The sequence below is a fragment of the Pedobacter gandavensis genome, assembly GCF_032678745.1.
Lineage (GTDB): Bacteria > Bacteroidota > Bacteroidia > Sphingobacteriales > Sphingobacteriaceae > Pedobacter > Pedobacter gandavensis_C.
Genome location: NZ_JAVTST010000001.1, coordinates 490,137 through 504,078 on the forward strand (window position 1 = coordinate 490,137; position 13,942 = coordinate 504,078).

The window sequence follows — 13,942 nt, forward strand, 5'->3', positions numbered from 1 at the left end:
CCGATTACTTTATTAATAAAAACAATGTAGAATTGTTAATGGAAGGTCGAGCAATCTTCCATACTAACCAAATTAAACTAAACTCCCCTTATCCTAAATCCGGGGATTATTAACCGAACGAGTATGAAAAAATTTTTACTACTGTTTGTATTGTTGGCTATCGTAGTTTTCCGGGCGGATGCACAGAAAATTCGCCAGGTAACCGGCAAGGTCACAGATAAAACGAGCAAGGAATCTATTCCTGGGGTGAGCATTTCTATCAAGGGCACTGCTATTGTGGTGAGTACGGATGAGAAAGGCCAGTTCAAGATTTCTGTTCCTGATCAAGGGGCGACAGTTTTAGTAGCCAAATATATCGGTTATGTGCCACAGGAAATTGCAGTAGGCAATCAATCAAAAATCAATTTTGTTTTAACGGAAGATGTTTCTCAACTGAACGAGGTCACGATCAATATTGGTTATGGAACGGTAAGAAAAGAAATGCTGACGGGTTCTGTATCGGTATTGTCCGGTAAGGATGTCGCAGATTTCCCGGTGGGAACATTGGCGCAGGCATTGGCTGGTAAAATGGCCGGTTTATCTGTAATTACACCTGAGGGGAATCCTGGGGCAGATATCCAATTAAAAGTTCGTGGTGGAAGTTCGCTTACCGGCGACAACTCACCTTTATATATAGTAGACGGAATTCCTGTAGAGAATGCGCTTTCTATCTTATCTCCTGGGGAGATCGAATCGATCAACTTGTTGAAAGATGTGGCTTCGACTGCTATTTATGGTTCAAGAGGTTCAAATGGGGTAATGATCATTACTACTAAATCCGGAAAACCCGGTAAGACTATAGTTTCTTTTGATGTGTTTGGCGGCGTTCGTCAGATCGTCAATAAACTGGAAGTGATGGATCCATATGAGTTTGTGTCTTATCAATATGAACTGTACAATAACAATACTTCATTACAAACGAAAAGCGATTTCACAAAAGCTTACGGGACTTTTGAGGATTTAGAGATCTATAAAAACCTCCCTAAAGTGGATTGGCAGGATAAAGTATTCGGTCGCCAGGCCTGGTCAAATACCCAGATCCTGAATATCTCCGGAGGAACTGACAAGACTACTTTTAACTTCTCGCTCAACAATACCAAGGAAGACGGGATTATGCTGGAGTCTGCTTATAAAAGGACATTTGCTTCTTTTAGGTTTGACCACAAGCTTTCTGATAAAATCCGTTTCGGTTTAAATGCGAGGTATAGTCGCCAGCGCGTAGATGGGGTTGGTACGAGTAATACTCAATCTCAAAGTGCCAATCGTTTAAGAAATGCAGTGCGTTACCAGCCTTATCTTGGTGGTGGTGATTCCGGAGATTTGTTTGATGCAGATTTCCAGACCACCAATCTGACCAACCCGGTTAGTTTAGCTCATAATGAATTGAAATACGATTACCGCAATGATTTGATCACGAGTGCTTATGCGAGTTATCAGATTCTAAAGAATCTAACCTTGAAAAGTACTTTAGGTTTGAATTACAATGACCGTAATGTAGACACTTTCAATGGAATGCTGAGTAATATTGCGCGGAACAATGCGAATATGCCGGCCATTCAGCTGGAAAACTCTCATCTGACTACTTTTGTCAATACCAATACCTTAAATTACAAACCAAATTTAGGGGCAGACCACAGTTTGGATCTTTTGCTGGGCCAGGAGATACGTAAAGACGATACCAACTCGGACAATATGACCATTAAATGGTTCCCAACAAATATTACCCCTGAAGAGGCTTTTTCTAACATTCAAAAAACCGATTTGCCAAATGGTGCGGTTCAGGATAAGCCGACTTCTTTGGTAGGTGGAACTAGAAACCTTTCAGTTTTTGCCCGTGCTGCTTATTCTTATAAAGGAAAGTACCTGGCTACCTTTAATTTCAGAAGAGATGGTATTTCTGTATTTGCCGATGGCAATCGTTATGGCAATTTTCCATCCGGACAAATTGCATGGCGCTTGTCGGAGGAAGACTTCTTTAAAAAAGCAGAGATTAAATGGTTAAACAGTTTGAAGTTTAGATTGAGTTATGGTGTTGCAGGAAATAGCAGAATTGGTTCGGATTTGTTCAGAACGATTTTCCTGGCGAGTTCTACCGCAGGTGGATATGCAGCAAATGATGCTGCTGTAAGCACCGGATTGATCTCAACGAAATTAGCAAATCCTAACATCAGATGGGAAAAGAACTTTTCTACAAACTTTGGTGTTGATATGGAGTTATTCGATAATCGTTTAACGGCTACAGTAGATCTTTATGACAACAGAACTAAGGATTTATTATTGGATGCGAATATCTCGACCATATCCGGTTATAATACGCAACAACAAAATGTTGGTAAAACACAAAACAGGGGGATTGAGTTGCAACTGGGCTTTCTGGCAGTGAAAAGCAGGGATTTTACCTATAACACCAGTTTCAATATTTCCTTCAACAGGAATAAAATTCTTGAATTACAAAGTGGTGTAAATTCTTACCTGGTTCAGTCAGGATGGGTAAACAGCCTTGCAGATGTGAAAGTAGAAGTAGGTAAACCTGTTGGTCAATTCTATGGATATATATCTGATGGCAGGTATACTGTAAATGATTTCAATTATGTGCAGAATGCAAATACCGGTGTATATACTTATACCTTGAAAGCTGATGTGCCAAATAGCAAGTCGCTGATTGGAAATAGAGAACCTCAACCGGGTGATATGAAGCTGAAAAAGCTGTCTTCTTCGGAGAGCATGGTAATTACAGAGGATGACCGTACGGTACTAGGCACTGCACAACCAAAGTTTATCGGAGGTTTCAACAATCAATTTGCTTATAAGAATTTTGACATGTCCGTATTCCTTAACTTCTCAGTAGGGAACAAGGTATATAACGCCAATCGTTTAGAGTTTACTTCTCAATATAATGTGAAAGACAACAACCTTCTGGACATTATGACTCAACGTTGGAAAAACTTTGACGCCAATGGTGTTAAAGTAACCGATCCTGCAGCTTTAACTGCAATGAATGAAAATACGACCTACTGGACGCCTACACCAGGTAACTATGCCTTAACGTCTTTTGCAATTGAAGATGGTTCTTACCTGCGCATTGCCAATGTGACACTGGGTTATACACTTCCTGCAAAATTAATGAAGCGTACCGGATTTATTTCTAAACTACGTGTGTATGGTACCGTAAATAATTTATTAACGATTACTGGTTACTCAGGATATGATCCAGAGGCAAATACCCGTAGAAATAGTCCATTAACACCAGGAATAGATTACGCCGCTTATCCTCGCAGCAGATATATTCTTGCCGGTCTTAATCTTGTTTTTTAATCCAATCATCTTTAAAGAAATGAAAACGAACATATTATCAGCGGCCATCATGGCTTTCGCGATTGGTACTTTAAGCGTACTTCCTTCCTGTAAAAAAGCGTTGGAATTTGAATCTCCATCTACTACTTCACCGACAACAGTTTTTGAAAGTACGGTGTATACAAATAATGCCCTGATAGGGGTGTACAATAGGTTGGTAGGTGACAATGGTTATGGGAACCGATTGGCGACCATCCTGAACCTGAGTGCAGATGACTTTAAAACATCAGGGAGTTATAGCTCTTCTGATCGTAGAGGGGTGAGTATGTATGGTGCAAGTTCCGACAATACGGAGTTAGCGAATCCTTTTGCACAATTGTTTTCGGGCGTAGAACGCGCCAATATTTGTATCAAGTACATTCCTTTGTCGAACTTGTATAACAACGGTACTGCTATTCAGAAAGCAGAAATGGCCAGATATTACGGCGAAGCACTGGCTTTAAGAGCGCAGTTTTACCATGAACTGATCCGCAACTGGGGAGATGTTCCAGGGACATTCGTTCCTGCTTCTGATGCCGCAACCTTGAATTACAGCAATAGCAATCGCGATGAAACTTATGATCAGTTGTTGAAAGATCTGGAACTGGCGGAAACTTTAGTGCCATGGAGATCTAATATTACCGAATATGGAAGCTTCCGCTTCACAAAGGGTGCTGTTAAAGGCCTTAGAGCAAGGATTGCTTTGGCCAGAGGGGGATACGCTTTACGTGTGGATACCCGTAGAATGGAAAGAAGAACGGATTATTTAAACTATTATAATATTGCTTTAAAAGAATGCACAGAAATAATTGCTGAAGCAGGAGAACATGATTTAAATCCAAGTTATGAAAATGTGTTCAAGACTTTGCATGGAACGCGTTTAGATGATAAACATGAATTGATGCTGGAAGTAGGTGCTTTTGGTGGCAATGCTTCTACAGATAGTAAGCTGGGTTATTACAACGGTTTAAGGTATTCTGCTAAATCTACTTTCGGACAAGGCGGTGGTGGTATGAACGCTATTGCAACTTACTTTTATGAATTTGATCCTGCTATGGATAGCAGAAGAGATGTTACCATTGGTGTTTATGAAATCAATGACAATTCTAAAAAGATGCTGAATACTGCAAATACGATGACGGATGCAAAATTCAGAAAAGCATGGACTGCGTTTAACAACTCTTCAACTTCTCAAAACTTTGCGATCAACTGGCCGATTCTGCGCTTTTCAGATGTCTTGCTGATGTTCGCCGAAGCGGATAATGAAGTGAACGGAGCCCCATCTGCGGCGGCACAAGCTGCGTTGAAAAGAGTTCGTGAACGTGCATTTAAAGGTTTTGAAGACAAGGTTCCTGCTAGTCCGACAGATAAAAATGCCTTCTTTGAGGCGATTGTAAAAGAACGCTTACTGGAGTTTGGTGGTGAAGGAATCCGTAAATACGACTTGATTCGCTGGAACCTGATGGAAACGAAGTTCAATGAAACACGTGCTAAACTGAAAGACTTTATGTTGGGACAAGGTGCGTATGAAAATGTACCGCTTTACATTTATGTGAAAGAGAACAATTACCTGAAAGGTGGTAGCGTAGAAGAAGTGGCCAATCTGGATTTATACGGTGGGACACCAAATACGGTGTTTTATACGAAAGGTTTGGGTTCTTCAAGCGCACCTGCTGGTGGCTATACGGTTAAAGCCTGGCGTTTTGCAGTGAATGACGATCCTGTTTCCGGATCGATCTCTGGTCTGGCTAATGGTTTTGCAACGTATTTCAAAGCGAATGAAAGAGAGTTGTTGCCTTACCCTAAAACGGTGCTGATCGAAACGTCCAATATGGTTCAAAATAATGGTTATTAAGTCTATACAATCATGAAAAGAAATCTTTTAACTATCGCTTGCCATTGTTTTTTATTTGCAAGTTTAGCCCTGTCCATTTCTTCCTGCAAAAAGGACGAAACGCCAACAGAGGCCCCAAGAATTTTTAAGCCTTCAGGTGTTAAAATTGTAGCTTCAGAAAGCTCAGCAAGATTAAGCTGGGACGCTCCATTATTTACCGGCAATAATAAATACAGCTATACCGTAGATTTTTCTACAGATTCCCTGTTCTCCACAACAGATTTTTCAGGGAAAACAGATTCTGCAGGGTATACCGTGCATGAAGGAGAGCTTAAGCTAAGACTGAAATATTATGCCCGTGTGAAAGCCAATGCAACAGCAACACAACCGGAATCGAAATACCTTGTGAGCAGTAGCTTTAAGATTGTCGGTACTCAGTTGTTTAGAGAAAGCGGTACCGTGGTTAGAGAAAATAGTGTTACTCTGGCTTTTATGGAAGTTCCTGCAGGTTCGACTATCGTGATCAGCCCTGAAACCGGTACTGCCATCACCATTACCCTAACTGCAGATCAGATTAAAGAAAAGAAAATTACGATCCCAGGCCTTAGTCCAACTACAAAGTATACTGCGGAATTATTTGCCGGAACAAAGAGTAATGGCTACCTGACTTTTAGTACTACGGCTCCAATTGTATATACCATTAAGATCAGTCCTTCAGATAACCTGGCGACTACAATTGCTAATGCAGGAGATAATGCGGTGATCGGCCTGGAAGATGGTACTTATGAATTGCCAGTATTGGTTGCACTGATCAACAAATCGGTTACTTTAAGATCAGTGAATGATAATCCTGAGGCGGTAAGGGTCAATATGAAAGGATTCACATTGACAGGTACAGGCGCTGGTTTCTCTGCTTCAGGAATTAACTTTGATGGAACAGCATATACCGGTGGGTATTTCTGCGATTTACTCGCTGGTTCCGGAGCTGCTAATTTCAAAAATATTAAAGTGGAAAACTCCTGGATTCATGGCTTTACTACCGCAATTATTAGAGCGGATCGTAGTGCTTTGTTTACAATGGATGACCTGAGTTTTAATAAATGTCTGATCTATGAGTTTGCTGGTGCCAACTATTATTTGTTTCATTTAGATAAACTGGCTTTTAAAACCTTAACGGTTAGCAACAGCACAATTTATAACAGTTCGCCAGGATTAGTAAGTTGTAAAACGACTATGGTAGGTAAAGCGCCTGAGATCACCATCAGCTCTTGTACGATTAATAATATCGGTTATGGCAGCATGCTTTTACTACTCAATGCGGCAGCAAATCCGGTTACTTATATTTTCAAGAATTCGATTCTTGCCAATGCACCTCGTTCTGGCACGGTAGTGGGAATCATCGCGAGTACTTCTGCGAGTTCTGCAATTACCTTTACCAATAACAATACATTTAATCTGAAAACTGCAGATAAAGGAACAGTATTGCCATTACCGGGTGCGGCTACACAAGGACAAACAGTAGATCCGGGATGGACGACTAGCACTACTAAATTTGTATTGCCAGCAGGATCTTTACTTTGGACCAGCGCTACCGATGGAGGCGTATTAGGCGATCCACGATGGACGTTTTAAAGAATAGATATGAGAAAATATAGTTGGGTCTTTGCTTTTACAGCCCTGGTGTTGATGTCTTTCATTTCAACTCCGCGAAAATTGACCATATACCTGATTGGGGATTCCACGCTTGCTGTTAAATCAGCAAGCGCTTTCCCTGAAACAGGATGGGGAATGCCTTTTGCTAACTTTTTTAGTAAAGATGTTTTGGTCGATAATCGTGCGAAGAATGGCAGGAGTACAAAGACCTTCATTTCCGAGAATTTATGGGCACCTGTAGCCTCATCACTGCAGAAAGGAGATTATGTGCTGATTCAGTTTGGTCATAATGATGAGGTGAAAACCAAGGCAAGTTATACACCGGAAGCAGATTACGTAAAGAACCTGTTGATGTTTGTAATGGAAAGTCGTGCAAAAGGTGCTATTCCAGTATTGATTACGCCGGTAGCCAGAAGAAGTTTTGATACTTCCGGAAAAGTTAAGGAAACGCATCAGCTCTATTCGGATTTGGTTAGAGAACTGGCAAAATCAGTGGCAGTTCCGTTGATTGACCTGGATTTGAAAAGTCAGGAGCTGTTGCAAAAATATGGCCCTGAAGAATCGAAGCTCTTGTTCAATCATTTAGTAGCAGGAGAACATCCTAATTATCCGGAAGGGAAAAAAGACGATACACATTTTAATGAACTTGGTGCAAGGGTAATGGCACAGCTGGTTTTACAGGAAATGAGAGCCTTGAATTTACCGGTATTACAATACCTGGTTAAACCCGCTAATTGATTAAATAAGAAATGATGCAAATCAAACCATTTAGAAAGTTAACCATAGTTGCGATTGGCTTATTGTGTTTTTGTACCGCTTTTATCAGCGAGCAGAAGCCAATAAAAATCTGGATGATTGGTGATTCCACTATGTGTGATTATGAAAGCTCCAGAGCACCATTAACAGGTTGGGGAATGCCTTTTGCTTGCTTTTTTACTCCCGCAGTGCAGGTTAATAATCGCGCAAAAGGCGGAAGAAGTACCCGAACTTTTATAGCTGAAAAACGTTGGGACAATGTATCCGATAGTTTAAGTAAGGGAGATTATGTACTGATGCAATTTGGCCATAATGATGCTGCTAAAGGAGAAAGATATAAAGAGCGTTACACTTCGGTACCAGATTACAAGACAAATCTTGCGAGGTTTATTAAAGAAAGCAGGGCGAAAAATGCGATTCCTATACTCATTACTCCGGTATCCAGAATGAGTTTCGATAAAAATGGACATGCTAATGAAACGCATATGGAATATAGCGCGGCGGTATATGAGGTTGCAAAAATATATGATGTTCCAGTGATTGATCTTGATCGGGAGAGCAGAGCGATGTATGAAAAGATGGGACCATCAGGGGCCAAGCAATTGTTTATGCAACTGGAGTCAGGTGTACATCCAAATTATCCTGAAGGTAAAAAGGACAATACTCATTTTAATGAGTTTGGCGCAAGGAAAATAGCCCAGATTGTGCTTTCAGAGATGAAAAAACAGCAGTTGGAATTGTGTAACTATGTGGTACAACCTAAACCCTTAAAGAAATGAAAATGATGTTATGCCTGGCTGTCTTTGGTTTTCTTGGCCTTGGACAGTTAAAAGCACAGGATAAAACCCTTGTGGTAGCCCAGGATGGAACGGCTGATTTTAAAACCGTTCAGGAAGCGATCAATGCTGTTCCGGATTTTAGAAAAGTGAAGACCACCATTTATATTAAAAATGGCAGGTATAAAGAGAAACTCAATTTATCGGCTTCCAAGAAAATGGTTAGTCTGGTTGGAGAGAGTGTAGAGAAAACAATTCTAACCTATGACGATTATGCGCAGAAGAAAAACCGATTTGGAGAAGATATGGGTACTTCAGGATCTTCAGGCTTTTATATTTATGGGGATGACTTTAGTGCAAAGAACATCACTTTTGAGAATACTGCCGGTCCAGTTGGTCAGGCGGTAGCATTATGGGTTGCCGGAGACAAAGCCAGTTTTCTGAATTGTAGAATGCTCGGCTTTCAAGATACCTTATATACCTACGGCCCTGGCAGCAAACAGTATTTTTATCGTTGCTTCATCAGTGGAACAGTAGATTTTATATTCGGATCAGCAACTGCGGTCTTCGAAGAATGTGAGATTTTTAGTAAACAACCAGGTTTTCTTACGGCTTCCTCAGCACCAGATTCTGTAAAGCATGGTTATGTATTCCTGAATTGTAAGATTACTGGAACTGCGCCTGCACAATCTGTATATCTGGGCAGACCATGGCGCCCTTATGCACAAGCTGTTTTTCTGAATTGTGAGCTTGGAGCTATGATTAAAGCTGAAGGCTGGAACAACTGGGGGAAAGCCAGCAATGAGCAAACTGCATTTTATGCGGAGTATAAGAACAAAGGTGCAGGTAGTGCTACTGATAAAAGAGTGAATTGGTCGAAGCAACTAAACGATCAGGAAGCTGCGGAGTATACTATAGAAAAGATTTTTAAAGGATGGATACCAGCAAAAAGTTAAAGCTATTTCTGGGGTTATTCCTATTGCATTTTAGTCTGAATGCTGAAATGGTCCTTGCACAAAGTCAGGCAGCTGCAGGGAAAGGGGCGGTTCCAACTTCAATTACTGTAAGCAAGGATGGTACTGCAGATTTTCAAACGATTCAGGCTGCCATCAATGCTGTTCGGGATTTCTCGGAGCCGGTGGTCACCATTCGTATAAAAAAGGGTGTTTATAAAGAGAAGCTAATCGTGCCTTCCTGGAAAACAAATGTGTTCCTCCTTGGAGAAGATTCTTCAAATACGGTGATTTCTAATGGGGATTATTCTGGTAAGCCCGGTTTCAATACTTACAATTCCTATACCTTGTTGGTACAAGGGAATGATTTCAGGGCAGAGAACCTGACCATTGAAAACGATGCCGGTCCGGTTGGACAAGCAGTTGCGCTCCATACAGAAGGAGACCGCATCGTTTTGAAGAATTGCCGGATACTGGGAAATCAGGATACTTTGTTTCCTGCGGTAGACACCAGCAGACAGTACTATGTGGATTGCTATATAGAGGGAACTACCGATTTTATCTTCGGTGCGGCAACGGTTGTTTTTGAACGTTGTCATATCCACAGCAAAAAGAACTCATACATTACTGCAGCTTCCACTACTGCCGCACAGCCTTATGGTTTTGTATTTCTGGATTGTAAGCTAACTGCAACGCCGGGACTTGAGAAAGTTTATCTGGGCAGGCCTTGGCGTCCTTATGCCAACACGGTATTTATCAATACGGAAATGGGCAGTCATATTTTAGCTGCCGGTTGGCGGGCATGGAATGAAAACGATAACCATAAGACCAGTTTTTATGCGGAATATGGCTCAAAAGGACCTGGAGGGGCAATATCAGAAAGAATCCCATGGTCAAAGCAATTGTCAAAGAAAGAAGTTAAAGCATATACATTAGTCAAGATATTTTCAGCAAAGAGTTTATGGAAGCCGAAACAATAGTGAAAGATACGGTGCGTACCTGCAAAAATGCACTGAAAACAATTGGAGCTGCAAAGCAGTATCCTTTGTGGAGGAGTAGTTTATGGATCGCAAGTTTTATCCTCTGCGGAGGAACTGTGGCTGCACAAAAAGAAAGTGCTACATCAGGTAAACCCAGCGTCAGTAAAGTTTGGTTGGCCGACCTTGGCAATGGCAAGTATAAAAATCCGGTGTTGAATGCCGATTATTCAGATCCGGATGCCATCCGTGTAGGCGATGATTATTATATGATTGCTTCCAGTTTTGATGGGGTTCCGGGGATTCCGATACTGCATTCTAAAGATCTGGTGAACTGGACAATTATCGGCCATGCCTTAACCCGCCAAATTCCTGAAGCTCATTTCTCGAAAACTCAGCATGGAAATGGGGTATGGGCACCAGCAATTCGTTACCATAAAGGAGAGTTTTATATTTATTACCCGGATCCTGATTTTGGAATTTACCTGATTAAAGCAAAAGACCCTCGGGGCGAATGGTCTGCACCTGTAATGGTGGCCGAGGGAATAGGCCTGATTGATCCTTGTCCGCTGTGGGATGAGGATGGCAAAGTTTACCTGGCTTATGCTTATGCTGGCAGTAGAGCTGGGATAAAAAGTGTACTTGCCGTAAAAAGGTTGAATGCAGCCGGAGATCGGGCAATAGATCAGGGGCAATTGGTTTATGACGGACATGAAGATGATCCGACCATAGAAGGGCCCAAATTTTATAAGCGTAATGGTTATTATTACCTGTTTGCTCCGGCAGGAGGCGTTTCTACGGGCTGGCAGCTTGTACTGCGCTCCAAAAATGTATATGGTCCTTATGAAAGAAAAGTGGTGATGGATCAAGGGAGTTCTCCAATTAACGGACCTCATCAGGGGGCTTGGGTAGACACTCCCGGGGGAGAAGATTGGTTTTTGCATTTCCAGGATAAAGGGCCCTATGGTCGCGTGGTACATTTACAGCCTATGAAATGGGTCAAAGATTGGCCGGTAATTGGGCTTGATGTTGCGGGCACAGGCATCGGAACTCCGGTATTGGAATATAAAAAACCGGCTGTTGGCAAGGTGTATCCAATCTCTACGCCTGCAGAAAGTGACGAGTTTAATGAAAATCGGATGGGGCTACAGTGGCAATGGCAGGCGAATCCTGAAGCAACCTGGGCATTTATGAATCCTGGAAAAGGAAGCTTAAGACTTTTTACGCAAGCTGGTCCGGAAGACATGAACAGTTATTGGGATGTGCCAAACCTACTCTTACAAAAGTTCCCTGCGGAGGAGTTTATGGCCACTGCTAAGCTGATATTTAACGCAAGTGCGAAATTGGAGGAGGAAAAAGTAGGCTTGATCATCATGGGTAGAAGCTATGCTAATCTTGCTTTGAAAAGTAATAAAGGGCAGCTGTCTTTAGTTTATACGACTTGTATGGATGCGGCTAAAGGGAAAAAAGAGCAGGAAATCAAGATTACAGATTGGAAAGAGACATTGGCGAAAGAAAAGCTAAAAGGAAACTTTGTCCCTCCGATTAGTCATGTTCAGGCAGAGGAAGTTTATTTGCGCGTTAAAGTAAACAAAGGAGCGCTTTGTAATTTCAGTTATAGCCTTGATGGAAAGAACTTCATCGCTATTCCCGGATCCTTCCAGGCAAGTGAAGGACAATGGATAGGTGCGAAAATGGGCTTGTTTGCAGTTAAAAAAGGAAAAAGCAATGATTCCGGCTATGCAGATGTGGATTGGTTCCGTGTAGAAGCCATTCAGTAAATTCTTCTAAACCCAATTTTAACAGGAACACGGGAACGATTGCGCAGTTATTTTGGGCGCTTTTGTTTTATTCTCTAACAAAACTATGTAGAATTGTGAACGAGCTGGAAACAGCGATAACCAAATATTATACGATACCTAAACCAGCCTTGTATGAACAAGATTAACCCTATGCTATGGTCTTTGTCTTTTGCCCTTATGTTATGGAACCCAATGGTTTCAAAGGCACAAGGATCAACCAAAGAGCAGCAGTATTCATTTGAGAACTTACCGACAGTAAAAGGAACATCTTTTAAAAAAGATACAATCAATATTCTTAGCTATGGTGCCAAAAATGATGGCATCACGCTAAATACAAAAAGCATTAATTCGGCGATCCAGGCTATGAGCAAAAAAGGTGGGGGTGTTGTAGTTATCCCTGCCGGCTTATGGCTTAGCGGACCGGTAGAGCTGAAGAGTAATGTGAACCTGCACTTACAGAAAAATTCGCTGTTGCAGTTTACCAAGGATTTTACGCAATATGAGTTGGTGAAAGGAAATTGGGAAGGATTTCCGCAGATGCGCAATCAATCTCCTATCTGGGCAAATGATCAGGTAAACATTGCTATCACTGGTTTTGGAATTGTTGATGGTGGTGGTGATGCCTGGAGAATGGTTAAAAGAGATAAGCTGACTGAAAGCCAATGGAAGAAATTATTGGCTTCAGGTGGTTTGGTAAGTGAAAACAAGAAAATCTGGTATCCTTCGGCATTGACACTTAAAGGATCATCAATGAAAGATCCCGGAAAAATTAGTCCGGATAAAACACCCGAGTTTTACGAAAGTATTAAAGACTTTTTACGTCCTAATTTAATGGTCTTGTACCGTTGCAAGCAGATTTTGCTGGAAAGCGTGACTTTTCAGAATTCTCCGGCCTGGAACCTTCATCCCTTAATGAGTGAGGACATTACCGTAAGGAATATTTATGTGAAAAACCCATGGTATGCGCAGAATGGGGACGGAATAGACATTGAATCTTGTAAAAATGTGCTGATTGAAGGCAGTACTTTCGATGTAGGTGATGATGGGATTTGTATTAAATCCGGTCGTGATGCTGCGGGACGAGAACGTGGAGTGCCTACAGAAAATGTGATCATTAGAAATAGCACCGTTTATCATGCTCATGGAGGTTTTGTAATTGGCAGTGAAATGTCTGGAGGCGCTAAAAATATCTTCATTTCTGATTGTACTTTCATCGGCACCGACATTGGTTTGCGTTTTAAAACCACCAGAGGAAGAGGTGGTGTAGTAGAAAATATCTACGCTAAAAACATCAATATGAAGGATATTGCTGGTGAAGCGATTCTTTTTGACATGTACTATGCGGCAGTTGATCCGGTTCCTTTAACTGGAGAGCAGCGCACAGCGCCTAAAGTAGAGTTGTTACCTGTTACTGAGGAAACACCTGTTTTCAGGAAGTTCTACATTGAGAATGTTGTTTGTGATGGAGCAGCGAAAGCTGTATTTGTACGCGGATTACCGGAAATGAGCATTAGCGACATCTATTTAAACAATTTGGTGATCAAGGCTGATGAGGGGGTAGACATTCAGGAAGCTAAAAATATTCATTTGACGAATGTGCATTTGGATGTGCCGAAAGCTAAGCCATTACTTTATGTGCAGAATGGTAAGTCTGTCTACTTTAAAAACATAGACTATACCAATGCTGAATTGTTGTTGCGTGTTTCCGGAGACCAGAATAAAGACCTTAAGATTTCTGGTACGGCGACAGGCAAAGCAAAAGCCGTTTCGGAATTTACGCATGATGCAAAACCTGCTGTTCTGGAGATGAAGAAATAGT

9 protein-coding genes are annotated in these 13,942 nt (G+C 41.5%); all 9 read left to right on the forward strand.

The features are described 5' to 3' along the window. Positions 1-123 precede the first annotated feature (123 nt). The 9 genes from R2S10_RS01905 (at position 124) to R2S10_RS01945 (ending at position 13,941) form a co-directional block, all read left to right on the forward strand. The gene (locus R2S10_RS01905) at positions 124-3,354 is read left to right on the forward strand and encodes a TonB-dependent receptor (protein WP_316838742.1); all 3,231 of its coding nucleotides are present in this window, start codon (positions 124-126) and stop codon (positions 3,352-3,354) included. 19 nt (positions 3,355-3,373) lie between these two features. Further along, complete coding sequence (locus R2S10_RS01910; protein ID WP_316838743.1) at positions 3,374-5,227, forward strand: RagB/SusD family nutrient uptake outer membrane protein; 1,854 nt, start codon at positions 3,374-3,376, stop codon at positions 5,225-5,227. Positions 5,228-5,239: 12 nt separating this feature from the next. Continuing rightward, on the forward strand, positions 5,240-6,838 hold the full coding sequence (locus R2S10_RS01915; protein WP_316838744.1) for a DUF4957 domain-containing protein: 1,599 nt from the start codon (positions 5,240-5,242) through the stop codon (positions 6,836-6,838). A gap of 9 nt (positions 6,839-6,847) precedes the next feature. Next, on the forward strand, positions 6,848-7,597 hold the full coding sequence (locus R2S10_RS01920; RefSeq protein ID WP_316838745.1) for a rhamnogalacturonan acetylesterase: 750 nt from the start codon (positions 6,848-6,850) through the stop codon (positions 7,595-7,597). Between the two features lie 11 nt (positions 7,598-7,608). Next, positions 7,609-8,394 (forward strand): rhamnogalacturonan acetylesterase, encoded by a 786-nt coding sequence (locus tag R2S10_RS01925; protein WP_316838746.1) that lies wholly within the window; start codon positions 7,609-7,611, stop codon positions 8,392-8,394. After that, complete coding sequence (locus R2S10_RS01930; protein WP_316838747.1) at positions 8,391-9,347, forward strand: pectinesterase family protein; 957 nt, start codon at positions 8,391-8,393, stop codon at positions 9,345-9,347. The genes R2S10_RS01925 and R2S10_RS01930 overlap by 4 nt, the downstream gene beginning before the upstream one ends. Next, positions 9,326-10,324, forward strand: a complete 999-nt coding sequence (locus R2S10_RS01935) for a pectinesterase family protein (RefSeq protein ID WP_316838748.1) — start codon at positions 9,326-9,328, stop codon at positions 10,322-10,324. Before R2S10_RS01930 ends, R2S10_RS01935 begins: the two co-directional genes overlap by 22 nt. Then, positions 10,306-12,102: a glycoside hydrolase 43 family protein gene (locus tag R2S10_RS01940; protein ID WP_316838749.1), complete on the forward strand. Its 1,797-nt coding sequence runs from the start codon at positions 10,306-10,308 to the stop codon at positions 12,100-12,102. Before R2S10_RS01935 ends, R2S10_RS01940 begins: the two co-directional genes overlap by 19 nt. A 153-nt stretch (positions 12,103-12,255) precedes the next feature. After that, positions 12,256-13,941, forward strand: a complete 1,686-nt coding sequence (locus R2S10_RS01945; RefSeq protein ID WP_316838750.1) for a glycoside hydrolase family 28 protein — start codon at positions 12,256-12,258, stop codon at positions 13,939-13,941. The last annotated feature ends 1 nt before the right edge of the window (position 13,942 follow it).

What these genes read in the sequence shown, in the direction of transcription:
- R2S10_RS01915 (WP_316838744.1), top strand. Translation starts at nt 5,240, where the DNA reads ATGAAAAGAAATCTTTTAACTATCGCTTGCCATTGTTTTTTATTTGCA.
- R2S10_RS01940 (WP_316838749.1), top strand. Translation starts at nt 10,306, where the DNA reads ATGGAAGCCGAAACAATAGTGAAAGATACGGTGCGTACCTGCAAAAAT.
- R2S10_RS01935 (WP_316838748.1), top strand. Translation starts at nt 9,326, where the DNA reads ATGGATACCAGCAAAAAGTTAAAGCTATTTCTGGGGTTATTCCTATTG.
- R2S10_RS01905 (WP_316838742.1), top strand. Translation starts at nt 124, where the DNA reads ATGAAAAAATTTTTACTACTGTTTGTATTGTTGGCTATCGTAGTTTTC.
- R2S10_RS01920 (WP_316838745.1), top strand. Translation starts at nt 6,848, where the DNA reads ATGAGAAAATATAGTTGGGTCTTTGCTTTTACAGCCCTGGTGTTGATG.
- R2S10_RS01925 (WP_316838746.1), top strand. Translation starts at nt 7,609, where the DNA reads ATGATGCAAATCAAACCATTTAGAAAGTTAACCATAGTTGCGATTGGC.
- R2S10_RS01930 (WP_316838747.1), top strand. Translation starts at nt 8,391, where the DNA reads ATGAAAATGATGTTATGCCTGGCTGTCTTTGGTTTTCTTGGCCTTGGA.
- R2S10_RS01945 (WP_316838750.1), top strand. Translation starts at nt 12,256, where the DNA reads ATGAACAAGATTAACCCTATGCTATGGTCTTTGTCTTTTGCCCTTATG.
- R2S10_RS01910 (WP_316838743.1), top strand. Translation starts at nt 3,374, where the DNA reads ATGAAAACGAACATATTATCAGCGGCCATCATGGCTTTCGCGATTGGT.